This window comes from Streptomyces sp. NPDC045955 (assembly GCF_056430805.1).
In genome coordinates, this window is sequence record NZ_JBWKKY010000023.1 from 92,107 (window position 1) to 116,321 (window position 24,215).

Consider the following 24,215-nt stretch of genomic DNA (forward strand, 5'->3'; position numbering starts at 1 on the left):
GGACCGGCCTTCGAGTTCCCTGGGCGTCGGTAGTAGGCTCGCGCCGTTTGTTGACGCACATGTGTACCCCCGGTAGCCCGGGGGCCCGAGCTGGGGGAGGCCATGCGCTTTCGCGGGAAGTCCATCCGCCGGAAGATCGTGGCGCTGCTTCTCGTGCCGCTGGTGTCCCTGACCGCGATCTGGGCCTTCGCCACGGTGCTGACGGGACGTGAGGCGGGCGACCTGTTCAACGTGTCGTCCGTGGTGGAGAAGATCGGCTACCCCATCGAGGACACCGTCCGTGTCGTCCAGGAGGAACGCCGTCAGACCCTGGTCTACCTCGCCGACCCCCGTGCCTCCGACGGGCTCGCCGCGCTCCGGCGCAGCCGGACCGCCACCGACAAGGCCGTCGGCAGCATCCGTGAGAACGCCCGGAATCCTGACGTGCGCGACGCGATGGGAGCGGACACCGACGAGCGGCTGACCGCGGTCCTGGACGCCTTCGACGGCATCGAGTCGCTGCGCCGCAGTGTCGAGGACGGCACCGTCAACCGCTCCCAGGCCCTCGACCTCTACAACCGGCTGGTCGACCCCTGCTACGTCCTGCTCGCCAACCTCCACGTCGTCGACAACGTGGAACTGGACAAGCAGTACCGCGCGCTGGTCAACCTCGCCCGTGCCCGCGAACTGCTCTCCCGCGAGGACGCCCTCCTCGGCTCCGCCCTGATCGTCGGCGAGGTCTCCCGCTCCGAAGAGCGTGACATCTCCGACCTCGTGGCCCAGCGCACCCTGATGTACGACACCAGCCTTCCGCTGCTGCCCGTCTCGGAACGCGACCGCTACCAGAGCTTCTGGAAGAACGCCTCCACCGCTCCGCTGCGCGTGGCCGAGGAAGCGGCCGTCTCCTCCGCCGACGGAACACCGCGCGGCGTCACAGCCAAGAGCTGGGACAGCGCCGCCGGCAACGTGCTCGACGAGCTCGGCACGCTCAACGACCAGGCCAACGACCGCTATCAGAGCCGCGTCGAGCCGGTGGCCATGGGTGTCATCGCCAAGGCGGTCATCGCCGGCGTACTCGGCCTGCTCGCTCTCCTGGTCTCCCTCTTCCTCTCCGTGCGCGTCGGCCGCACCCTCATCCGTGATCTGCGACAGCTGCGTCTGGAGGCCCACGAGGCGTCCGGAGTACGGCTGCCCAGCGTGATGCGCCGCCTCTCGGCGGGCGAGCAGGTCGACGTCGAGACCGAGGTCCCGCGCCTGGAGTACGACAAGAACGAGATGGGCGAGGTCGGCCAGGCCCTCAACACCCTGCAGCGCGCCGCCGTCGAAGCCGCCGTCAAGCAGGCCGAGCTGCGCGCCGGCGTCTCCGAGGTCTTCGTCAACCTCGCGCGCCGCAGCCAGGTCCTGCTCCACAAGCAGCTCACCCTGCTCGACGCCATGGAGCGCCGGACCGAGGACACCGAGGAACTCGCCGACCTGTTCCGACTCGACCACCTGACGACCCGCATGCGCCGGCACGCCGAGGGCCTCGTGATCCTCTCCGGCGCCGCGCCCTCCCGGCAGTGGCGCAAGCCCGTCCAGCTCATGGACGTCGTACGCGCCGCCGTCGCCGAGGTCGAGGACTACGAGCGCATCGAGGTCCGCCGCCTCCCGCGTATCGCCGTCACCGGCCCGGCCGTCGCCGACATCACCCACCTCGTGGCGGAACTCCTGGAGAACGCCACGGTCTTCTCGCCGCCGCACACCGCCGTCCAGGTCCTGGGCGAGCGGGTTGCCAACGGCTTCACCCTGGAAATCCACGACCGCGGCCTCGGCATGGCCGCCGAAGCGCTCCTGGACGCCAACCTCCGGCTCGCCGAGACCCCGGAGTTCGAGCTGTCCGACACCGACCGGCTCGGCCTGTTCGTGGTCAGCCGTCTCGCCCAGCGGCAGAACGTCCGCGTCTCCCTGCAGCCCTCCCCGTACGGTGGCACGACCGCCGTCGTCTTCCTCCCGGATGCTCTGCTGACGGACGACGTCCCGGACACGAACGGCATCGGGTTCCGGCTCGACCGGCCCCAGCTGGCCAAGGAGAGCGAGCCGCAGGACAGCCGCCGCGCCGCGCTGTCCCAGGGGCCCGCGCATCGGCCCGGCCTGCCGGCCTCCCTCCTGGACGGACCAGTGGAGCTGGAGGCCCCCGTCGACCTGGACGCCATCGACGACTTCCCCGGCGCGCTCGACGACGAGAGCAGCGAACACGGCGCCCTGTTCCGCCCCCGGCCCCTCACTCGCGCCCAGGACGAGGTCGCCGGCCGCCGCCCCGATCCGCAGCAGGCAGCCGACCCCCGCAGCGCCCACGACCGGACCGACACCGACGACGACCCGGGCGCCCCGCTCCAGTTGCCGCGCCGCCACGCCCCGAAGCTGGTCAGCTCGCACGGGCGCCCGGTCACCGAGCAGCGCCCTCGGCGGGGGAAGGCGGACGAGGAGACCACCGCGGGCACCGGCCGAGCGGAGCCGGGCGGTGCCTCCCCGCTCCCTTCGCGTCGCCGGGGCGACGACTCCGCGAGCGGCGCGGCCACGGGCCGGTCCGGGCCGGAGCCCACGCTTCCGGTACGCCGCCGCACCGAAAGCTCCTCGACCGGCAGCAGGTCAGGCGAAACCCAGCCGGACGCACCGCCGCCCCTGCCGGCCCGCCGTCGGGGGGCGGAGTCCGGCCGCCGCGGCATCGGCGCGGCCGGCCGGAACGACGACCGCACCGCCTCACCGGCCTCGTCCGGGACCGGGCCGCAGCCGACCACACTCCCCACGCGGACACGCCGCGCGGAGATCGCATCGAGCGGCCCGGACGGCTTCGACCGTTGGCAGGACGCCAGGCAGGACTCCACCGGCGGGCCCGCCCGCCACCAGGCGACCGGCTCCGGTGCCAGGCCCCAGGACACCGGGTCGACTCCCGGCACCGGACGACAGGGGCAGGCTCCCGGGTCCGCACCGGAGGAGCCTCGCTCCGGCACCGCGCCGCTGCCCCGGCGCGTCCGCCAGGCCAACCTGGCACCGCAGCTGAAGCGAGGGTCCGAGCCGCGTACGCAGGGCAGAGCCGAGCCCGTCGAGCGCGACGCCGACGAAGTACGCAGCCGTATGGCCTCGCTCCAGCGCGGCTGGCAGCGCGGCCGCGAGGAGAACGCAGCGGGCGACGCCGCCCACAGCGGCACAGCACGACAAGGAACGACAGAGGGGGACGGTCGATGACCGCACCGAAGGCCACCGGCCACACCGCAGCCAACAAGGGGGAGCTGAACTGGCTCCTCGACGACCTGGTGGACCGCGTCGCGAGCATCCGCAAGGCCCTCGTGCTCTCCGGCGACGGATTGCCGACCGGGGTGTCCAGGGACCTGACCAGGGAGGACAGCGAGCACCTGGCCGCCGTCGCCTCCGGCTTCCACAGTCTCGCCAAGGGCGTGGGACGCCACTTCGAGGCCGGCAACGTCCGTCAGACGGTCGTCGAGCTCGACGACGCCTTCCTGTTCGTGACGGCCGCCGGCGACGGCAGCTGCCTCGCCGTCCTCTCGGACGCCGACTCGGACGTCGGCCAGGTCGCCTACGAGATGACGCTCCTGGTGAAGCGGGTGGGTGTGCATCTGGGTGCCGCTCCGCGCACCGATCTGCCCGCAGGCGGGTAGTGGGATGACATGAGCGCTGACGGTCAGGGAAGAAGCCGCTGGTTCGACGACGAGGCCGGACCGGTCGTCCGTCCGTACGCCATGACGCGCGGCCGCACCAGCAGCCAGGGCCAGCACCGCCTGGACCTGATCGCGGTCGTCGTCACGGAACCGCACGCGGACGACCCGGAAGCGGACCACATGCTCTCCCCGGAGCATGTGGACATCGTCGAACTGTGTCGTGACGTCCCGCAGTCGGTCGCCGAACTCGCAGCGGAACTCGACCTGCCGATCGGGGTGGTACGGGTCCTTGTCGGAGATCTCGTGGACGCGGAATTCGTCCATGTGAACCGGCCCGTACCCCCTGCCGAACTGCCGGACGAGAGTATTCTGCGCGACGTGATCAACGGCCTCCGGGCGCTGTGAGCAGCGCGGAAGCGGGGTACTGACGTGACAGGCTGGCAGTTCTGGGTCGACCGAGGCGGCACCTTCACCGACATCGTCGCGCGTCGCCCGGACGGCCGGCTGCTCACCCACAAGCTGCTGTCGGACAGTCCGGCCCGCTACGCCGACGCGGCCGTCGAGGGCGTCCGCACGCTGCTGGCCGGCTCCGACGACCCTGTCGACACCGTGCGCATGGGCACGACGGTCGCCACCAACGCCCTCCTGGAGCGCAAGGGCGAGCGCACCCTGCTGATCATCACTCGGGGCTTCCGCGACGCCCTGCGCATCGCCTACCAGAACCGCCCGAGCATCTTCGCCCGCCGCATCGAGCTGCCCGAGCTGCTGTACGAACGGGTCGTCGAGGTCGACGAGCGCATGGCCGCCGACGGCGCCGTCCTGCGCGCGCCCGACCTGGACGCCCTCGCCGGGCCCCTCCAGGAGGCGTACGACGACGGGATCCGGGCCGTCGCCGTGGTCTGCATGCACAGCCACCTCCACCCGGCCCACGAACGGGCCGTCGGAGAACTCGCCGCCCGTATCGGCTTCCCGCAGATCTCGCTCTCCAGCGAGGCCAGTCCCCTGATGAAACTCGTCCCCCGCGGGGACACCGCCGTCGTCGACGCGTACCTCTCGCCCGTCCTGCGCCGCTACGTCCGGCACGTCGCCGACGCCCTGGAAGGCGTACGGCTGATGTTCATGCAGTCCAACGGCGGTCTCGCCGAAGCCGGGCAGTTCCGCGGCAAGGACGCCATCCTGTCCGGGCCGGCCGGCGGCATCGTCGGCATGGCACGCATGTCGCAGCTCGCCGGCTTCGACCGCGTCATCGGCTTCGACATGGGCGGCACCTCCACCGACGTCTCCCACTTCGCGGGCGAGTACGAACGCGTCTTCACCAGCCGGATCGCCGGCGTCCGGCTGCGCGCCCCCATGCTCGACATCCACACCGTCGCTGCCGGCGGCGGCTCGGTCCTGCACTTCGACGGCTCCCGCTACCGCGTAGGGCCTGACTCGGCGGGCGCGGATCCGGGGCCGGCCTGCTACCGCGGCGGCGGCCCGCTCGCCGTCACCGACGCCAACGTGATGCTCGGCCGCATCCAGCCCGCCCACTTCCCGACGGTGTTCGGCGCGAACGGTGACGAGCCCCTCGACGACGCGCTCGTCCGGGACCGCTTCACCGCCCTCGCGCGCGAGATCCGCGAGAAGACCGGCGACGACCGCACACCCGAACAGGTCGCCGAGGGCTACCTGCAGATCGCCGTCGCCAACATCGCCTCCGCCGTGAAGCGGATCTCCGTCCAGAAGGGCCATGACGTCACCCGCTATGCCCTCACCACCTTCGGCGGCGCCGGCGGCCAGCACGCCTGCCTGGTCGCCGACTCGCTCGGCATCCGCACCGTCCTCGTGCCGCCCATGGCCGGTGTCCTCTCCGCACTCGGCATCGGCCTCGCCGACACCACCGCCATGCGCGAACAGTCCGTCGAGGCACCCCTGGAACCCGCCTCCATGCCCGGCGTCCTCAAGACCGCCGAGGACCTGGAAGCCGCGGCACGCGCCGAACTCCTCGCCGAGGACGTCCCCGAGGAGCACATCGAGATCACCCGCCGCGCGCAGCTCCGGTACGACGGCACCGACACCGTCCTCACCGTCGAGCTGACGGAGCCTCGCACCATGCGGCACGCCTTCGAAGAACGTCATCGCGCCACGTACTCCTTCACGCTCGACCGTCCGATCGTCGTCGAAGCCCTCTCCGTCGAAGCCACCGGCATCACCGAACCCCCCGATCTCTCCGCTCTCGCTCCCTACGAAGCCACCGCCGACGGCAGCCCCGCGGCGCCGCGTTCCGTCCGCCTCCACACGGGCGGAGTCTGGCGCGACGTACCCCTCCACCGCCGCGAGGACCTTCCCCCCGGCGACACCGTCACCGGTCCCGCGATCATCACCGAAGCCGGCGCGACGACCGTCGTCGACGACGGCTGGCGGACCGCGGCGACCGACGACGGGCATCTGGTCATGGAACGCGCGGCGATTACACAGAGTTCCGATCTCGACACGAAAGTCGACCCGGTTCTGCTTGAGGTCTTCAACAACCTGTTCATGTCCATCGCCGAGCAGATGGGCGCCCGTCTCGAATCCACGGCCCAGTCCGTCAACATCAAGGAGCGCCTGGACTTCTCCTGCGCGCTCTTCGACCCGGACGGAAACCTGGTGGCCAACGCCCCGCACATCCCCGTTCACCTGGGCTCGATGGGCACGAGCGTCAAGGAGGTCATCCGGCGGCGGGGCTCACGTATGCGCCCGGGCGACACCTACGCCGTCAACGACCCGTACCACGGCGGCACCCATCTGCCCGACGTCACGGTGATCACCCCGGTCTTCGACAGCACGCCGCCGACCGACACGGAGAGTGACACCGAGATCCTCTTCTACGTCGCCTCACGCGGCCACCACGCCGAGATCGGCGGCATCGCCCCCGGGTCCATGCCCGCGAACAGCCGCACCATCGAGGAGGAGGGCGTCCTCTTCGACAACTGGCTGCTCGCCGAGGACGGCCGCTTCCGCGAGGACGAGACCCTCCGCCTCCTCACCGAGGCGCCGTACCCCTCCCGCAACCCGAAGACCAACCTCGCCGACCTGCGCGCCCAGATCGCCGCCAACCAGAAGGGCGTCGACGAGGTCGGCCGCATGATCGAGGACTTCGGTCTCGATGTCGTCCAGGCCTACATGCGGCACGTCCAGGACAATGCGGAAGAGGCCGTGCGCCGCGTCATCGACGCCCTCGACGACGGCGACTACGCGTATGAGACCGACTCGGGCGCCGTCATCCGCGTCAGCGTGCGCGTGGACCGCGAGAACCGTGCCGCGACCATCGACTTCACCGGCACCTCGGCGCAGCTGCCCACCAACTTCAACGCCCCCTTCTCGGTCGTCAACGCGGCCGTCCTGTACGTCTTCCGCACGCTCGTCGCCGACGACATCCCCCTCAACGACGGCTGCCTGCGCCCGCTGGACATCGTCGTACCGCCCGGCTCCCTGCTCTCGCCCGAGCCGCCGGCCGCCGTCGTCGCCGGCAACGTGGAGACGTCCCAGGCCATCACCGGCGCCCTCTACGCGGCGCTCGGCGTTCAAGCCGAGGGCTCCGGGACCATGAACAACGTCACCTTCGGCAACGAACGCCATCAGTACTACGAGACCGTCGCCTCCGGCTCGGGCGCGGGCGACGGCTTCCCCGGCGCTCCCGTCGTCCAGACGCACATGACCAACTCCCGCCTCACCGACCCCGAGGTCCTGGAGTGGCGACTGCCCGTGCGCCTCGAGGAGTTCGCGGTCCGGCGCGGCAGCGGCGGAGCCGGCCGGTGGCGCGGTGGCGACGGCGCCGTGCGTCGCATCCGGTTCCTGGAGCCCATGACCGTCTCCACGCTGTCCCAGCACCGCCGCGTTCCCCCGTACGGTATGGCGGGCGGTGAGCCGGGCGCCCTCGGCGCCAACCGGGTGGAACACGCCGACGGCGCGGTGACCGAACTCGGTGGCAGCGACTCCGCGGATGTCGTCAGCGGCGACGTACTCGTCATCGAAACCCCAGGCGGCGGAGGCTACGGCCCGCCGTCGCCCGACCCCCATCAAGCAGGAGAAGAGATCGATGATCTTCGGGCGTTCTGAGCGCGGCAAGCCTCCGGTCGAGCCCGTCACGCTCAAGATCCTGGTGGCCGGCGGTTTCGGCGTGGGCAAGACCACGCTCGTCGGCGCGGTCAGCGAGATCCGGCCGCTGCGCACCGAGGAGCTGCTCACCGAGGCCGGGCGCCCGGTCGACGACACCAGCGGTGTGGAAGGCAAGCACACCACGACCGTTGCCATGGACTTCGGCCGCATCACGCTCCGCGAGGACCTGGTGCTGTATCTCTTCGGCACGCCCGGCCAGGAGCGGTTCTGGTTCATGTGGGACGAGCTCTCCGAGGGCGCGCTCGGGGCCGTCGTCCTCGCCGACACCCGCCGCCTGGAGGACTCCTTCGCGGCTGTCGACTACTTCGAACGGCGCTCGATACCGTTCCTCGTCGGCGTCAACTGCTTCGAGGGAGCACCGCGTTACCCGGTCGAGGACGTGCGCCAGGCCCTCGACCTCGACGACGGCGTGCCGCTCATGATGTGCGACGCCCGCGACCGCGAGTCGGTCAAGGAAGCGCTCATCGGCGTCGTCCAGCACGCCATGGCGTACGCGGCCGACCGCCGTCAGACGGTGACCCCCTGACACTGACCACCTGACGCTCGGCCGACCGGCGGGCGCGGACCGTACCCCCGCCGACAGGGGTACGGTCCACCGTCCGGAAACGGCCCTGCACGCGCGCGTGGCTAGCTGTCGGCGTCCTCCTCCCAGCCGAAGCTCCTCTCCACGGCCTTGCGCCAGTTGTGGTGCTCGCGGTCCCGTACGGACGCGTCCATGGACGGTGTCCACTCGATGTCCTTCTGCCAGTGCGCCTTGAGCTCGTCCAGGTCGTTCCACACACCGGTGGCCAGACCGGCCGCGTACGCGGCACCCAGACAGGTCGTCTCGGAGACCTTGGGCCGCACCACCGGCACGTCGAGCACGTCCGCCTGGTGCTGCATGAGCAGGTTGTTCTTCGTCATGCCGCCGTCGACCTTCAGGGTGGTGATGTGCACCCCGGAGTCCTGGTACATGGCGTCCACGACCTCACGGGTCTGCCAGCTCGTCGCCTCCAGCACCGCGCGCGCGAGGTGCGCCTTCGTGACGTACCGGGTCAGCCCGGTGACGACGCCGCGCGCGTCGGAGCGCCAGTACGGCGCGAACAGGCCCGAGAACGCCGGCACGATGTACGCACCGCCGTTGTCCTCCACACTCGCTGCCAGGGGCTCGATCTCGTCGGCGGTACGGATGATGCCGAGCTGATCGCGGAACCACTGGACCAGCGCGCCCGTTATGGCTATCGACCCCTCCAGACAGTAGACCGGCGCCTCGCTCCCGATCTTGTATCCCATCGTCGTCAGCAGACCGCTCTTCGACGACACCGGGCGGTTGCCGGTGTTGAGCAGCAGGAAGCTGCCCGTGCCGTACGTGTTCTTCGCGGTGCCCACGTCGTAGCAGGCCTGGCCGAACACGGCGGCCTGCTGGTCGCCCAGCGCGGAGGCCACGGGCACGCCGGCGAGCTGGCCGACGGCGGTGCCGTACACCTCGGCGGAGGACCGGATCTCCGGCAGCATGGCCTCGGGGATGTTCATCGCCGAGCAGATCGAGGAGTCCCACTGCAGGGTCTCGAGGTTCATCAGCATGGTGCGCCCGGCGTTGGTCACATCGGTGACGTGCTGCCCGCCGTCGGTGCCGCCGGTGAGGTTCCAGATCAGCCAGGAGTCGATCGTTCCGAAGGCGATCTCACCGCGTTCGGCCCGGGCCCGGAGGTCGGGCACGTTGTCGAGCAGCCAGGCCGCCTTGGGCCCGGAGAAGTAGGTGGCCAGCGGCAGACCCGTCTGCTCGCGGAAACGGTCCTGTCCCTCCGAGCCGCCCAGCTGGTTGCACAGCGCCGCGGTCCGCGTGTCCTGCCACACGATGGCGTTGTGCACGGGCTTTCCCGTCGCGCGGTCCCACAACAGGGTCGTCTCGCGCTGGTTGGTGATCCCCATCGCGCTCAGCTGGTCGGCGCGCAGGCCGGCCTTGGCGAGCGCCCCGGCGACCACGGCCTGCACCTTGGACCAGATCTCGGTGGCGTCGTGCTCCACCCACCCGGGCTTGGGGAAGATCTGGCGGTGCTCGCGCTGGTCCACTGCGACGATGGCACCGTGCTGGTTGAAGACGATGCAGCGGCTGGAGGTGGTGCCCTGGTCGATCGCTGCTACGTACTTCTCGGAGTTGTCCGTCATGGCTACTACCTCTTGATCGCTTGGTCAGAAGGCTGCGTTGCAGATGAGGGCCCCGAGAATTCCGCCGGCCGCAGGCCCTGCCACGGAGGCCCTGCCACGGGATCCAGGCGTACCCCCAGTCGGACGTTCCCTTGTCCGAGGTCGGGAGGAACTGGTGCTCGATGGGCGGCCCCGGTCATGTGCGGGGTCGATCGTGGAGCGGGTGGGCCCAAGGATCGAGTGACGGCGGGATCGATGTGGCCGCCCGGCAGCGGGGCGGCGGTGTACGCGTCCGCCGTGCCGCTGATCTCGCCGACGAAGATGTCCACGTTGCTCATGGCGGCTCCTAGGCCGAGGCCCGGGGACGATACGCCCCGATCCTCGTGTGCGGGGTGCGTTTCCCATGGCTCCTTCAGCCGAAGGCCGGGATACCCGCGCCCCGCCCGGCGTCCGTGACGAGCGTGCCGATCGCAGCCGAATCGCCCGTGGGACAAAGGGCCTTGGCGTCGGCGCACCCGCGCGCCGCATGCCGGATACGCCGAGTATGTACGGCGATGTCGACTGACACCGGAAGTGTTCACCGGCGCCCAGAGGGCGTCAAGGTCGCCGACCGCAACGGTTGACGGCCGTGGTGGCGGCCGGGCCTGCCGGGCCGGGTGACCGGTTGCACGGCCTGGCGGCGCCCGGTCGGGTCATTGTTCAGATGTGGTCGGGGCCTGCGCGGTCTTCGCCGAGCCGCGCGAGGCCTTGCTCGTGATGTCGTCCGGCCTGTGCTGGGCTCCGCCCGTGGGCGACGCCCAGCCGCACCTGACTCCTCGCTTGCTAGCCACCAGCATCCACCTGACCAGGCGGTCTCTCAACCGGACGAGCAGCGCCTCGCCCCTGGCCCCCTACCGGGCCCCGACGGGCGGGCAGAGCCGTCCCCGGCGCAAGCCCCGGTCAGTGCCATGACCCCGCGTCCTGCCATCGGACTGAGTCCTGCCACCAGACACCCCCTAAGGGGCCCCACACCGCGCCGCTGCCGGCGTCGTCTCACCGCCACGGCGGGTCTCATGTCCGGGCGTGCCCGCGTGACCCAGCACCCAACTCGCCCCGTGCAACGCCTTCGCCGCCTTCTTCAGGGGTGCCAGGCACGCCGCCGCCTGCCGGTGGTCGGTCACACTGCCCGGCGCGCACAGCACCGTGGCGAGCGACAACGTGACCGGCCGACCGCCCGCCGACCAGGGGGCGTCCAGCACGGACGCGGCCAGCGGATCGAGGCCTTCCGGTTCAGCGAGCACCAGGAAATCGTCGCCACCGATGTGCCCCACCCGGGTGCCGTCCGTCGCGGCCTGCTGCAACGCACGCCCCACCGCCCGGATCAGCTCGTCACCCGCCGCGAATCCGGCCCCGTCGTTGACCTGCTTGAAGTGGTCGACGTCCAGCCAGCTCAGCGCGAACGCCCGCCCGGACGCGATCCGCCGGTCCACGTCGCCGGTGATCACGTCCGAGCCGGGCAGTCGCGTCAGCGGATTCAGCCCCGCTGCCTCCTCCACCCGTGTCTCGGCCAGTGCGCGCACGAGGTCCGCGAGCCGAACGACGCCCACACACCGGCCGTACTCGTCCACGACGGCGACATCGTCCGACGTACGGTCCCGCCCGCCGACCGCCACGACGTCCAGTACCTCCCAGGCGGTGGCGTCGATGCCCACCGTCCGCGGTGGATCACCGAGCTTGGCCGCGGGCCGATCGGCGTAGAGGGCATGCCCGTAGCGCCCCGACATCGACAACAGGAACCGGGACCGGTGCACCGACCGGACCGGCACTCCGGTGGTGTCCACAAACAGCACCCCGGACACATCCGGTGACCCGGTCAGCAGCGCCCGCACCTGCCCCGCGGACACCGTGGCGGGCAGCAGCGCGGCGGGCCGCACGAACTCCCGCACCGACGGTCCCGACCGCGGCACGGCCACAGCGGCGGGGGAGCGGGGCGGGACGTAGACGTCGGCGGCGGGCAGCCGGGCCGGCGGGGCGAACAGCTCACCCTGTGCCAGCTGCGCCCCGGCCGCCAGCGCAGCCGCGCACTGCCCTTCGGTCTCCACGCCCTCGACAGCCAGGAGAGCTCCCAGCTCGTCACACAGCGTCCGCATCGACCGCACGACCGCCGGCCGCGCCAGCAGCGACGCGTCCAGCTTCACCAGGTCGGGCGTGATGTCCGAGAGGAGCCGCAAGGGCACGTCCCCGTCCCCGACACCGTCCGCGCAGATCCGGAACCCCTGACCTCGCAGCCTGGACACCGCTTCCAGCAGTGCGCGCTGCGGCACGTGCGTATACGGCGGACAGACGTCGATCGTCACCTCCCACGGAAGCCGCCCCGCCTCGCGCACGGCGTCGTGCAGGGAAGGGAGTCCGCCGAGGTCGGCGAGGGTGCCGGCGAAGGCGTTGACGAACAACGGCAGCAGGGTTTCCTTGCGCACCGCCGCGCGGAGCGCGGACACCGCCAGCCGACTGTCGAGCTCGGGATCCCGGCGGGCGTCGGCCAGGATGTCGCCGGTCTCCGGGCGGGCGAGTATCTCCAGTCCCGTGACCGCGCCGGTCGTCAGATTGACCACCGGTTGGAAGGCGAAGCGGAGAGTGTCCGTCCAGGAGTGCACGGCAGCATGATGACTCCGCTTGCACACGGCCGAGCCCAGTTCATGTGACGTTCACGCAGGATTCTGGAGCAGTCACACAGCGTAAGCGAAGGCGCGCCGCTGCCGCACCACCAGCGCCCCGCGGCGGCATGGCCCCGCCCGCGTCCAGGCACTGTCCTGTGCGCATCCGGGGCGTCGTCCCGTGCATGTCCCGGCGCCGTCCCGCGCCACGGCGGGGCGCCACCCGGGCCGCGTCCCGACCGCGCCGCTCACCGCACCGCGATCACCGCTGATCCGTGCCCGAACAACCCCTGGTTCGCGCTGATGCCCACGCGCGCTCCCGTGACCTGCCGGTCCCCTGCCTCGCCCCGCAACTGCCAGGCCAGCTCGCACACCTGGGCTATCGCCTGCGCCGGAACCGCCTCGCCGAAGGAGGCCAAGCCACCGCTGGCGTTCACCGGTATGCGCCCGCCCAGGGCCGTCGCCCCGTCGCGCAGCAGCTTCACGCCCTCGCCCTCACCGCACAGCCCCAGGTCCTCGTACCACTGCAACTCGAGCGCCGTGGACAGGTCGTAGACCTCGGCCAGCGACAGATCCTCCGGCCCCACCCCCGCCTCCTCGTAAGCCGCCCGGGCGATGGACACCCGGAACGGCTCGGCAGGCGGATCGACCGCCGCCGCGGAGTCCGTGGCTATGTCCGGCAAATCCAGCACGGTGTTCGGGTACCGCGGCGTCAGCGTGGCCACGGCCCGGATCCGCACCGGATCCGCATGACCGTGCCGACGTGCGAACCCCATGCTGGAGAGCACGACCGCCGCGCCCCCGTCGGAGGTCGCGCAGATGTCGAGCAGCCGCAGCGGATCGGCGACGACGGCGGAGGCTGCCACCTCCTCGGAGGTGACTCGCCGGCGGTAGCGCGCATGAGGGTTCAGCACACCCATCGCCGCGTTCTTCACCTTCACCTGTGCGAAGTCGCCCGGCGTGTCACCGTGCACGGCCATACGTCTACGGGCGAACAACCCGAAATACACGGGATTGGTCGCCCCGAGAATCCGGAACCGGAGCCAGTCGGGATCGTCGGGCCGGTCCCCGCCCGCAGGGCGGAAGAATCCCTTGGGAGCGGCATCCGCCCCCACCACGAGGACCACCTCGGCGAGCCCGGAGAGGATCTGAGCCCGCGCGGCGTCCAGGGCCTGGGCACCGGACGCGCACGCGGCGTACACGCTCGCGACCCGGGCCCCTTGCCAGCCCAGTGCTTTCGCGAACGTCGCCCCGGCGACATACCCCGGATAGCCGCCACGGACGGTGTCCGCACCGATGATCGAGCCGATGTCCCGCCAGTCCAGCCCGGCGTCGGCGAGCGCCGCACGGGCCGCCGCGACGCCGTACTCGACGAAGTTCCGTCCCCACTTGCCCCAGGGGTGCATGCCAACACCCAGCACCGCCACCTCGCCCGTCACGCTTTCACCCCCGTCGGACGCCAGTGCCATGTCGTCCAAGTCGTATCCGCGTCCTCATGGAGCACGCCGGGCACGACCTCCACCTCCATGCCCACCGTCAGGTCCGCGACGGTGACCCCGGGAGCCGCCTGTCCCAGCACCACGAGCCGCTCGGCCTCCAACTCCACAGCGATCAACGTGCACGGCTCCCACGAACGTTCCGGATCGCTCACGTAGGGTGACGGCGGCCGGTACCGGGTGTCCGTGTACGACCAGACGCGGCCACGCCGCGACAGCGGGAACTGCGTCAACTCTCCGCCCGCACAGGCCGGATTGCGACAGTGGTGGTCCTCGCGGGGGAAGAAGACCGAAGAGCACGCCACGCAACGCGTGCCGAGCAGCCGGAAATCCTCTCCCTCCCCGGCGAACCACCCCGCTGCCACCGGCGTTCGTGCACGCGACACAGTGCCTCCCGCAGACCGGATCTGACGGAACGTCAGAAGTCTGCCACGCCCTTCCGGATTTCGGCATCCCTTCCCCGGCGGGACCGTCTCCTGGTAGACGCAGGAGCCATGACACGACTCACCACCGTGGCACGCGGCCTGATCACCGCCTTCGCCGCCGTGCTGGCAGCGACCGCCCCCACCGCCACAGCCCAGGCCAGGACCGGAGCGCATGCGCCAAAAGACTTCGTGGCCTTGAGGAGCGTGGACCCGACGATCATCCAGGAGATGCGCTACTTCACCCCGCACAACTTCGTCGGCGAGCGCATCGACGGCTACGCCCAGCCGATCTGCGTCCTCACCCGCCCCGCCGCCCAAGCCCTCCACCGGGCCCAGACGAAGCTGCTGCGCCAGGGCTACACACTCAAGGTGTACGACTGCTACCGGCCGCAGCGCGCGGTGGACCACTTCGTCCGCTGGGCCGAGGACCTCCACGACCAGGCCACGAAGGGCGAGTTCTACCCGAACGTCGACAAGACCCGGCTGTTCACCGACGGTTATATCGCCGAGAAGTCAGGCCACAGCCGCGGCTCGACCCTTGACGTCACCCTGGTGAAACTGCCGGCGAAACCGACCCGGCCGTACCACCCCGGAGAGCCTCTGGTGCCGTGCTTCGCCCCCAAGGACGAGCGGTTCCCCGACAACTCCGTCGACATGGGCACCGGCTTCGACTGCTTCGACACCCTCTCGCACACCCTCGACCCTCGCGTCCAGGGCGAGCAGCGCGCCAACCGGCTGCTGCTCAAGAGCACCCTGGAGGGCCTCGGCTTCGTGAACCTGGCAGAGGAGTGGTGGCACTACACCTACAAGCCGGAGCCCTACCCGGACACCTACTTCGACTTCCCCGTGTCCAGGAAGGTGCTCACCAGCGCTCACTGAGCCGCCCGCCCGAGACGCCCTCTCCGTGATCGGCTACAGTCCGCCGCGTGTCCGAAACTCAGCACTCCAGTTCCAATTCCGCGCCGGACTCCCACTGTTCGAGCTGCGGCGCGCCCTACGGAGAGGGCGTCTCCGGCTGGCCGCGCACCTGCCCTGCCTGCGGCAACGCGGCCTACCGCAATCCACTCCCGGTCGCTGTGGCCCTCCAACCCGTGTACGACACCAAGGGCACCGCCCTGGTCGTCATCACCCGAACCGTCGCTCCCGCGCGCGGGGGCACGGCCCTGCCCGGTGGCTACATCGACGACCGGGAGGACTGGCGGCACGCCGTCGTACGGGAACTCAAGGAGGAAACCGGCATCGACGCGGCCGTCCGCGACGTACGTCTCGTCGACGCGATGAGCTCGCCCGACGGACACCTGCTGCTGTTCGGCCTCCTCCCGGAACGCCCTGTCGACGGCCTGCCCCCCTCCGCCGTCACGGACGAGACGGAGGGCTGGCACCTCCTGCGCAGGGCGGAGGAGCTCGCCTTCCCCCTGCACACCGTGGCCGTACGGGCCTGGTTCGAAGGCCGCTACATCTGAGTCAGCGCTCCCCGGCACCGCGGACGCGCACCGGGTGGGACGGCATGCTCCCGCCGTCCTCACCCTCCCGCTCGACGACCACCCGCGAGCCCATCCACCGAGCGGTGTAGCGCTCGATCTCCGGCTCGTCCCACCCGTCGCCCCCGTCCGGCACGACCAGCCCGCCCCCGGTCCGTCCCTGGGCGGGCGCCCACACCTCCAGCTCCAGCCCGCCGTCCTCCCCGCGTACGGGGAGCACCGCACCCGCGCGTGCGAACACCGGGATCCGCGACAGAGGTGCGTCGACGAGCACCTGCGCCGGCCCCTCGTACGCCCGCTCCGTCACCGTGTCGTACCAGCGTCCCCGCGGCAGCTGCACGGCACGCCGGTCCGCGCCCGGGTCGAGCACCGGCGCCACCAGCAGGCTGTCGCCCAACAGGAAGGCGTCCCCGCAGTCACGCAGCGCCCGCTCCTCCGGCGCCGCCCACCACAGAGGCCGCACATAGGGCGCTCCAGTACGCCGCGCCAGATGCGCCAGCGTCACGAAGTACGGCAGCAGCCGCCGGCGTTCCAGAAGCGCCACGCGCGCGTGCTCCAGCACCTCGGCACCGAACTCCCACGGCTCCCTGCGCCCCGCCCGCAGACTCGCGTGCGTACGGAACAGCGGCAGATACGCTCCCAGCTGGAACCACCGCAGGAACAACTCGGGCGAGGGATCCCCGTCGAAGCCTCCGATGTCCGGCCCCGAGTACGGAACGCCGCACAGGCCGAGGCCCATCACCAGCGCCAGAGAAGCCCGCAGTCCCGGCCAGCCGGTGGCGACGTCCCCCGACCAGGTCCCGCCGTAGCGCTGCATGCCGGCCCACCCGGAGCGGGAGAACAGGAACGGCCGCTCGTCGGGAACGAGTTTTCGCAACCCCTCGAAGCCCGCTCTGGCCATGCACAGCGCGTACACGTTGTGCGCCTCACGGTGGTCACCGCCCCGTCTCTCCAAGGAGTGCCGTGCCGAACGCGGCAGCGTCGACTCCCCGAAGGCGGCGAACGACGTGGGCTCGTTCATGTCGTGCCAGAACCCCGAGAAACCCTGCGCGAGCCGCTCCTCGTACAGACCGCCCCACCACTCACGCACGCGCGCGTGCGTGAAATCGGGAAACACCGCCTCCCCGGGCCACACCACACCCTGCACGACCTGCCCCGAGGCGTCCCGCACGAACGCGTCCTCGGCCGTCCCACCGTCGTACACGGCATTGCCGGGCAGGGCCTTCACGGCCGGGTCGACGATCGACACCAGCCGGATGCCCTCCCGCCGGAGTTCCTCGGCCAGAACGGGCAGCTTCGGGAAGCGGTCCTCGTCGACCGTGAACACCTGATGCGCGTCGAAATGGTCGATGTCCAGGTGCACGGCGTCGAGCGGCAGTCCGTGTTCCAGGTAACCCGCGACGATCCGCCGCACCTCCTGCTCACTGCCGAACCCCCACCGCGCGTGGTGGTGCCCGAGCGCCCACGTGGGCGGCAGCGCGGGCGCGCCGGTGAGCGACGCCCAGGCGAACAACACGCGCGCGGGGGTACCCGCCATCACCCAGCAGCGCAGAGGACCGCCGTCCATCCGCAGCTCGCTCGTCCCGACCCGGTCGTGCCCGGAACCCGCGCCCTCCTCGCCCTCCCGCAGCGTCACCGTGCCGTCCCACGAACTGTCGTGGAACGCCAGATGCGTACCGCCGTCGGACACGACCATCTGCACCGGCATCGTGATGTACAGCGGGCCGTCACCAGGCGCGAAGGCGAAACCGGGGTCGGTGTTCCACAGCCGGTACGTCCCGTCCGGCAGCCGAGGACCCGAAGCACGACCACCGAGCCCGAAGAACCGCGCGTCGGCGGCCACCTCCGACCGCTGCATCCACCGCGCCGGGCCGCCCCCGACCGGCTCCCACCACCGCGGCGGCAGATCACGGCGCAGCGTCACACCACCGGGGGTGCGCACCTCCACCGCGCCATGCCGCGACACGACGACCGTCACCCGCTCGGCCACCACCCGCCAGCCGCCGTCCTTGTCCGGCTCCAGCACCGCCCGGGGATCCGGTTCCGGACACCGGCCGGCCAGCGCGTACGAGGGCTCGGGCTCCGCCCCGTCCCAGCCCCAGAAGACGGCTCCGCTCACGGCGACGAGAATCCGCAGCTCAGACCGGCTGAATCGGACGACACCGCCTCCCGGCCCCGGCTCCACCTCCTGTACGACCCCGGGCACCCGCGCACGCTCCGCCCCGCGCGACGGCAGCCCGGTGGCGTCGGCCCGCCGCCTGCGCCACGCTGCTCGTACGGTACGCACACCCTGTGCCGCGCCCATTGAACCTATCGCTTTCACCGAACGCACCAGGTCACGACCGTTCATGCTGCTCACCCTGCCATTGACCGCCCCACGCGCGCGTGTCGTTCAACTGCCGTTCATCCGTGCCGGGACCACATCTTCACGACACGGACTATGTGCGGCGCACCCTGGTGCCGAAGTCGATCACGTGGCATTGTCCGTGCCAGCCGCGTCACGCGCACACCCCAGCCCGTGCGCGGAGGACGCACACGACGCGCACAGTCCGGGAGCCGACCATGTCGACCGATAGTCCTCAGCCGCTGTGGCAGCCAGACCCCGAGCGCATCGCCCGGGCACGGATCACGAGGTTCCAGGCCTGGGCAGCCGAGCACCACGGTGCCCCCGCCGAGGGCGGTTACGCGGCCCTCCAGCGCTGGTCCGTCGACGAGCTGGACACCTTCTGGAAAGCCCTCACGGAGTGGTTCGACGTCCGTTTCTCGACGCCCTACGCGCGCGTGCTCGGCGACCGTTCGATGCCCGGCGCCCGGTGGTTCCCCGGGGCGACCCTCAACTACGCCGAACACGCGCTGCGCGCGGCCGACACCCGCGCAGACGAACCGGCCCTCCTGCACGTCGACGAGACGCACGAACCGAGCCCCGTCACCTGGGCCGAGCTGCGCCGACAGGTCGGCTCCCTGGCCGCCGAACTGCGCGCCCTCGGCGTCCGCCCCGGAGACCGCGTCAGCGGCTATCTGCCCAACGTCCCGCAGGCCGTGGTCGCCCTCCTCGCCACAGCCGCCGTGGGCGCCGTCTGGACGTCCTGCGCGCCCGACTTCGGCGCCCGCAGCGTCCTCGACCGCTTCCAGCAGGTCGAACCCGTCGTGCTGTTCACGGTCGACGGCTACCGCTACGGCGGCAAGGAACACGACCGCCGCGAGATCGTCGCCGAACTGCGCCGCGAACTGCCCACCCTGCGCGCCGTCGTCCACATCTCCCTCCTCGGCACCGAGGCACCCGAGGGCGCCCTGGACTGGGCGGCGCTCACCGCCGCCGACACGGCCCCCGTCTTCGAGCAGGTGCCCTTCGACCACCCCCTGTGGGTGCTCTACTCCTCCGGCACGACCGGCCTGCCCAAGGCCATCGTCCAGTCCCAGGGTGGCATCCTCGTCGAGCACCTCAAGCAACTCGGCCTGCACTGCGACCTGGGCCCCGAGGACCGCTTCTTCTGGTACACGTCGACCGGCTGGATGATGTGGAACTTCCTCGTCTCCGGCCTGCTCACCGGCACCACGATCGTCCTCTACGACGGCAGCCCCGGCTACCCGGACACCGGCGCCCAGTGGCGCATCGCCGAACGCACCGGGGCCACCCTCTACGGCACCTCGGCCGCCTACGTCATGGCCTGCCGCAAGGCGGGCGTCCACCCGTCGCGCGACTTCGACCTCTCCTCCGTCCAGTGCGTCGCCACCACCGGCTCCCCCCTGCCGCCCGACGGCTTCCGCTGGCTCCACGACGAGGTCCGCGGCAACCTGTGGATCGCCTCCGTCAGCGGCGGCACGGACGTGTGCTCCTGCTTCGCCGGAGCCGTCCCGACCCTCCCGGTCCACGTCGGCGAGCTCCAGGCCCCCTGCCTCGGCACCGACCTCCAGTCCTGGGACCCGAGCGGCAACCCGCTGGTCGACGAGGTCGGCGAACTCGTGGTCACCAACCCCATGCCGTCGATGCCCATCCACTTCTGGAACGACCCCGACGGCAGCCGCTACCACGACAGCTACTTCGACACGTACCCCGGCGTCTGGCGGCACGGAGACTGGATCACCGTCACCTCCCGCGGATCCGTCGTCATCCACGGCCGCTCCGACTCCACGCTCAACCGCCAGGGCGTACGCATGGGATCCGCCGACATCTACGAGGCCGTGGAGCGCCTCCCCGAGATCAGGGAATCCCTCGTCATCGGCATCGAACAGCCCGACGGCGGCTACTGGATGCCCCTCTTCGTGCACCTGGCCCCCGGAGCCGTCCTCGACGAGGCCCTGCTGAACCGCATCAAGCAGACCATCCGCGAACAGCTGTCACCGCGCCATGTGCCCGACGAGATCATCGAAGTGCCCGGCGTCCCGCACACCCTGACCGGCAAACGCATCGAGGTCCCGGTCAAACGCCTCCTCCAGGGCACTCCGCTGGAGAAGGCGGTCAACCCGGGCTCCATCGACAACCTCGACCTGCTCGGCTTCTACGAGGACCTGGCCCGCAAACGCGCCTGACCGGCACCACCCTGAGACCACTCGTCGTAACCGTTGCTGTCGACGCGACCATGTCGGCCTCCTAGCCACTGACCTGGGAATTTCACGCTTCCCTGGCTGTGCGATCACCACGCCCACCCCCGTTGTCAGTGCCGCCGGTTACTGTGAGTGAGCATTGATCGACCGTGCACAGGGGGAACAATGACGCACACGGACAGCCGGACCATGCGACGTGTCCTGCACCGCGAAATCGCCGGCACCATCGGCCTGATCACCGACGAGCACGACTTCCGGGTCATGCGGCGCTACCGCAGCTTCACCTTCCACGACCACGCTGCCTACCTCAAGCATGTGGAAGGCCTCCTCAGGGCACGAGCCCTGCAGGGCAGTCACACCACGGTGGCCCTCTTCGACCCCGAGGAGTACGCCGAGTTCTGCACGCAGAAGGGCATTGATCCCGACAACTCGTCGAGCCGCACACGCTTCACGGCACGACTCGCGGTCACAGGACCGACCCTTCCCTACGAGGGCCAGCCGCTGGCAGACCTCCTCCCGGCCCTGGTCGACGAGGCCGTACGACAGGCCACCTGGGAATACGCGAGCACACTCCTCGCCCGCCTGGGCGCCTGCACCGCCTGTGGCGAGGACATCGGACACGCCGCCTTCACCCGGGCCTCGGACCTCCTCGTCCGTATCCTCGACACGGCCCCACCCGGCAACCGGCACCTCGTATGCAGCGTCACCGGACCGCCCGAAACCCTCGTCGCCGCCCTCCACGTCGCCGGCACCGACGGGGCCGTGAAACTGGACGAGGCCGAAGCCCTCGAGTTCACCACGGTCCTGGCCCTCGGCCTGGCCACCCAAAGCCCCGGAGGACTCGTCATCCGCGTCAGCTCCCCAGGCGACCCCGACCGCGTCTACGGCTGGCGCCTGCGCGCATACGGACTCGAACCCCTCACCGCGGGAGAGGTCTTCGACGCCTACTGCACCGACATCGAATCCGGCGACCTGATCTCCCCCGAATCCAACGTCGACTACTGCGAACCGCCGGATCTGGGAGAGGTGAAACCCGCACAGGGACACAACCACTAGAAAGCGGGCGGGGCGCCCCACCGCAGTGGAGCGCCCCGCCCGGGCAACCTCGGCCGGCCGTGGCCCCGGCTCACTCGCCCGACAACACCGCCTGCGCCGCGCTGCGCGCGTCCTCGGCGCTGTCCGTGGCCCGCGCCGCCGCCGCGGCCCGCTCGCACTGCGCCAGCGTGTACTTCGCCAGCGTGGCCCGGACATAGGGAATCGACGCCGCGCCCATCGAAAGAGAGGTGACGCCCAGACCAGTCAGCACACACGCGAGCAGCGGGTCGGACGCGGCCTCACCACACACGCCACAGCTCTTGCCCTCGGCCTTCGCGGCCTCGGCGGACAGCGCCACCAGGTCGAGCAGCGCCGGCTGCCACGGATCCTGGAGACGGGAGACAGCACCCACCTGACGGTCGGCGGCGAAGGTGTACTGCGCCAGGTCGTTCGTCCCCAGGGACAGGAATTCGACCTCCTGGAGGATCGAGCGCGCCCGCAGCGCGGCCGACGGGATCTCGACCATCGCGCCGAACTTCGCCCGCAGCCCGGCCTCCCGGCACGCGTCCGCGAAGGCCCGCGCATCGGTGCGGTCGGCGACCATCGGGGCCATGACCTCGAGGTAGACCGGCAGCCCCTCGGCGGCCTTGGCGAGCGCCGTCAGCTGGGTACGCAGGATCTCCGGGTGATCCAGCAGAGTCCGCAGCCCCCGCACGCCGAGCGCCGGGTTCGGCTCGTCGGCCGGCGTCAGGAAGTCGAGCGGCTTGTCCGCGCCCGCGTCCAGCACCCGCACCACGACACGCCCCTCAGGGAACGCCTCAAGCACCTGCCGGTACGCGGCGACCTGCTTCTCCTCCGACGGCGCCTGCTTGCTGTCGTCGAGGAAGAGGAACTCGGTCCGGAAGAGACCAACTCCCTCCGCCCCGGCCTCGACCGCTGCCGCCACATCCGCGGGACCGCCGATGTTCGCGAGCAGCGGCACCTTGTGTCCGTCCGCGGTGGCCCCGGGGCCGGTCGAGGCCGCCAGCGCCGCCTTGCGCTCGGCGGCCGCGGCCTCGAGCTGAGCCTTCTTCTCATCGCTCGGGTCCACGAAGATCTCGCCGGTGCTGCCGTCGACGGCGATCATCGTGCCCTCGGCGAGCTCACCGGCGCCCGGCAGCGCGACCACGGCCGGCACCCCGAGCGCCCGCGCCAGAATCGCACTGTGGCTGGTCGGACCGCCCTCCTCGGTGACGAAGCCGAGCACCAGGGTCGGGTCCAGCAGCGCGGTGTCGGCAGGCGCGAGGTCACGGGCGACAAGGACATAGGGCTCGTCGCTGTCGGGGACACCCGGCATCGGCACCCCCAGCAACCGGGCGACGATACGATTCCGCACGTCGTCGAGGTCCGCCACGCGACCGGCGAGGTACTCACCGGCGCCCGCCAGCAGCTCGCGGTACGCGGCGAACGCGTCGTACACCCCGCGCTCGGCCGTGCTGCCGACGGCGATCCGTCGCTCCACGTCTGCCATCAGCTCGGGGTCCTGGGCCATCATGGCCTGCGCCTCGAGCACCGCCTGGGCTTCACCCCCCGCCAGGTTGCCCCGTGCCATCAGGTCGGCCGCCACAGCCTCCACGGCCTTGCGGGCGCGCCCCTGTTCACGCTCCGCCTCCTCCGCGGGGATCTGCTTCGCGGGCGGCTCCAGCACCGCCGTTCCCATGTGCCGAACCTCGCCGATAGCCACACCGTGGCTTACGCCGACGCCTCGCAGCGTTGTGTCCATCTCACCCGTCTCCGATAGTGCGGCGGATCCGACCGCCGCGTTGGTTCTCCTACTAGCCGCCAAACGACGGCACTGACCTCACTTCCAGAGGAAGAGACTGTCGCCGGCCTTCACATCGCCGTCGTCACGAAGATCGGAGAGTGCTTCGGCCGTGGCCTCCAGCGCCACGATCGGGCAGATCGCGGACTTGCCGGCGGCCTCGACGGCAGCCGGGTTCCAGCGCACGATGCCCTGACCGCGCCTGACGGTGTCACCCTTGTTCACGAGCAGTTCAAAACCCTCGCCGTTGAGCTGCACTGTGTCGATACCGAGGTGGGTGAGAACACCGTGACCGTTCTCGTCGACGACGACGAACGCGTGCGGGTGCAGGGAGACGATGACGCCGTCCACGGGCGAGACGGCCTCGGAAGGCTCACGTACGGGGTCGATCGCTGTGCCCGGGCCGACCATGGCCCCGGAGAAGACCGGATCCGGCACGGATGCCAGTCCGATGGCGCGTCCTGCGAGCGGGGACGTCACGGTGGTCATGGGAAGCCTCCCAGGGGTGGAGATCGATATGGGCCGTCCCTGTCGGTACGGGGCGGCACACTGTTCAGCAGGGTATGTCACCTGAAGTGCCGGTTCCGCGTGAGCGCTTCAGAGTGGTCTAGACCATACCGCACAGCGATTTGCCCCCGCTCCGCGGCCGCGTGTACAGTCGTACTCCTGCCTGGGGCCGAGCGGCGCGATCTCGCGTCCTGGTCCGGCAGCACCCAACTTGCCAGATCCTATCTCGGGGTCGCCTTCTGCATGCCTGCAGGACGGTGGTCAGAGGGCCGGAAAAACACTGGTAGAGTTGGAGACGCAAGACCGAAGGGAAGCGCCCGGAGGAAAGCCCGAGAGGGTGAGTACAAAGGAAGCGACCGTTCCTTGAGAACTCAACAGCGTGCCAAAAGT

The 24,215-nt window shown here is 70.9% G+C and carries 16 protein-coding genes; 9 read left to right on the forward strand and 7 right to left on the reverse strand.

Translation table 11 applies throughout. The features are described 5' to 3' along the window. Positions 1-102 precede the first annotated feature (102 nt). Genes AC07F0_RS33860 through AC07F0_RS33880 form a run of 5 tightly spaced genes read left to right on the forward strand, consistent with a single transcriptional unit; the run spans position 103 to position 8,301 of the window. Positions 103-3,204 (forward strand): sensor histidine kinase, encoded by a 3,102-nt coding sequence (locus AC07F0_RS33860; RefSeq protein ID WP_478983756.1) that lies wholly within the window; start codon positions 103-105, stop codon positions 3,202-3,204. Next, positions 3,201-3,635 (forward strand): roadblock/LC7 domain-containing protein, encoded by a 435-nt coding sequence (locus AC07F0_RS33865; RefSeq protein ID WP_020275952.1) that lies wholly within the window; start codon positions 3,201-3,203, stop codon positions 3,633-3,635. Before AC07F0_RS33860 ends, AC07F0_RS33865 begins: the two co-directional genes overlap by 4 nt. A 9-nt stretch (positions 3,636-3,644) precedes the next feature. Continuing rightward, positions 3,645-4,040: a DUF742 domain-containing protein gene (locus AC07F0_RS33870; protein ID WP_478983757.1), complete on the forward strand. Its 396-nt coding sequence runs from the start codon at positions 3,645-3,647 to the stop codon at positions 4,038-4,040. 24 nt (positions 4,041-4,064) lie between these two features. After that, entirely contained in the window at positions 4,065-7,715 is a 3,651-nt protein-coding gene (locus AC07F0_RS33875) for a hydantoinase B/oxoprolinase family protein (RefSeq protein ID WP_478983758.1), read from the forward strand. Further along, positions 7,696-8,301 (forward strand): GTP-binding protein, encoded by a 606-nt coding sequence (locus AC07F0_RS33880; protein ID WP_436726044.1) that lies wholly within the window; start codon positions 7,696-7,698, stop codon positions 8,299-8,301. Before AC07F0_RS33875 ends, AC07F0_RS33880 begins: the two co-directional genes overlap by 20 nt. A gap of 101 nt (positions 8,302-8,402) precedes the next feature. Here the strand turns inward: AC07F0_RS33880 and glpK are convergent, their stop codons facing one another. From glpK to AC07F0_RS33900, 4 genes are all read right to left on the reverse strand, one after another. Further along, entirely contained in the window at positions 8,403-9,923 is a 1,521-nt protein-coding gene (gene glpK, locus AC07F0_RS33885; protein WP_478983759.1) for a glycerol kinase GlpK, read from the reverse strand. A 974-nt stretch (positions 9,924-10,897) separates the two neighbouring features. Then, the gene (locus AC07F0_RS33890; RefSeq protein WP_478983760.1) at positions 10,898-12,535 is read right to left on the reverse strand and encodes an EAL domain-containing protein; all 1,638 of its coding nucleotides are present in this window, start codon (positions 12,533-12,535) and stop codon (positions 10,898-10,900) included. Between the two features lie 248 nt (positions 12,536-12,783). Continuing rightward, positions 12,784-13,974: a lipid-transfer protein gene (locus AC07F0_RS33895; RefSeq protein ID WP_478983761.1), complete on the reverse strand. Its 1,191-nt coding sequence runs from the start codon at positions 13,972-13,974 to the stop codon at positions 12,784-12,786. Next, positions 13,971-14,396, reverse strand: a complete 426-nt coding sequence (locus AC07F0_RS33900; RefSeq protein WP_478983772.1) for a Zn-ribbon domain-containing OB-fold protein — start codon at positions 14,394-14,396, stop codon at positions 13,971-13,973. Before AC07F0_RS33900 ends, AC07F0_RS33895 begins: the two co-directional genes overlap by 4 nt. A gap of 129 nt (positions 14,397-14,525) precedes the next feature. Between AC07F0_RS33900 and AC07F0_RS33905 the strand changes: the two genes are divergently transcribed. Both AC07F0_RS33905 and AC07F0_RS33910 read left to right on the forward strand, forming a co-directional pair. Continuing rightward, on the forward strand, positions 14,526-15,335 hold the full coding sequence (locus AC07F0_RS33905) for a M15 family metallopeptidase (protein ID WP_478983762.1): 810 nt from the start codon (positions 14,526-14,528) through the stop codon (positions 15,333-15,335). 47 nt (positions 15,336-15,382) lie between these two features. Then, on the forward strand, positions 15,383-15,919 hold the full coding sequence (locus tag AC07F0_RS33910; RefSeq protein ID WP_478983763.1) for an NUDIX domain-containing protein: 537 nt from the start codon (positions 15,383-15,385) through the stop codon (positions 15,917-15,919). A gap of 1 nt (position 15,920) precedes the next feature. Here AC07F0_RS33910 and AC07F0_RS33915 read toward each other — a convergent pair whose 3' ends face one another. Next, positions 15,921-18,287, reverse strand: a complete 2,367-nt coding sequence (locus tag AC07F0_RS33915; protein ID WP_478983765.1) for a glycoside hydrolase family 31 protein — start codon at positions 18,285-18,287, stop codon at positions 15,921-15,923. Positions 18,288-18,499: 212 nt separating this feature from the next. Here AC07F0_RS33915 and AC07F0_RS33920 point away from each other — a divergent pair, with 212 nt between their 5' ends. Then, entirely contained in the window at positions 18,500-20,467 is a 1,968-nt protein-coding gene (locus tag AC07F0_RS33920; protein WP_478983766.1) for an acetoacetate--CoA ligase, read from the forward strand. 180 nt (positions 20,468-20,647) lie between these two features. Then, positions 20,648-21,538, forward strand: a complete 891-nt coding sequence (locus AC07F0_RS33925) for a hypothetical protein (RefSeq protein WP_478983767.1) — start codon at positions 20,648-20,650, stop codon at positions 21,536-21,538. Positions 21,539-21,608: 70 nt separating this feature from the next. Here the strand turns inward: AC07F0_RS33925 and ptsP are convergent, their stop codons facing one another. Both ptsP and AC07F0_RS33935 read right to left on the reverse strand, forming a co-directional pair. Beyond that, on the reverse strand, positions 21,609-23,279 hold the full coding sequence (gene ptsP, locus AC07F0_RS33930) for a phosphoenolpyruvate--protein phosphotransferase (RefSeq protein ID WP_467372033.1): 1,671 nt from the start codon (positions 23,277-23,279) through the stop codon (positions 21,609-21,611). 78 nt (positions 23,280-23,357) lie between these two features. Next, entirely contained in the window at positions 23,358-23,807 is a 450-nt protein-coding gene (locus tag AC07F0_RS33935) for a PTS sugar transporter subunit IIA (RefSeq protein WP_478983768.1), read from the reverse strand. Positions 23,808-24,215 lie beyond the last annotated feature (408 nt).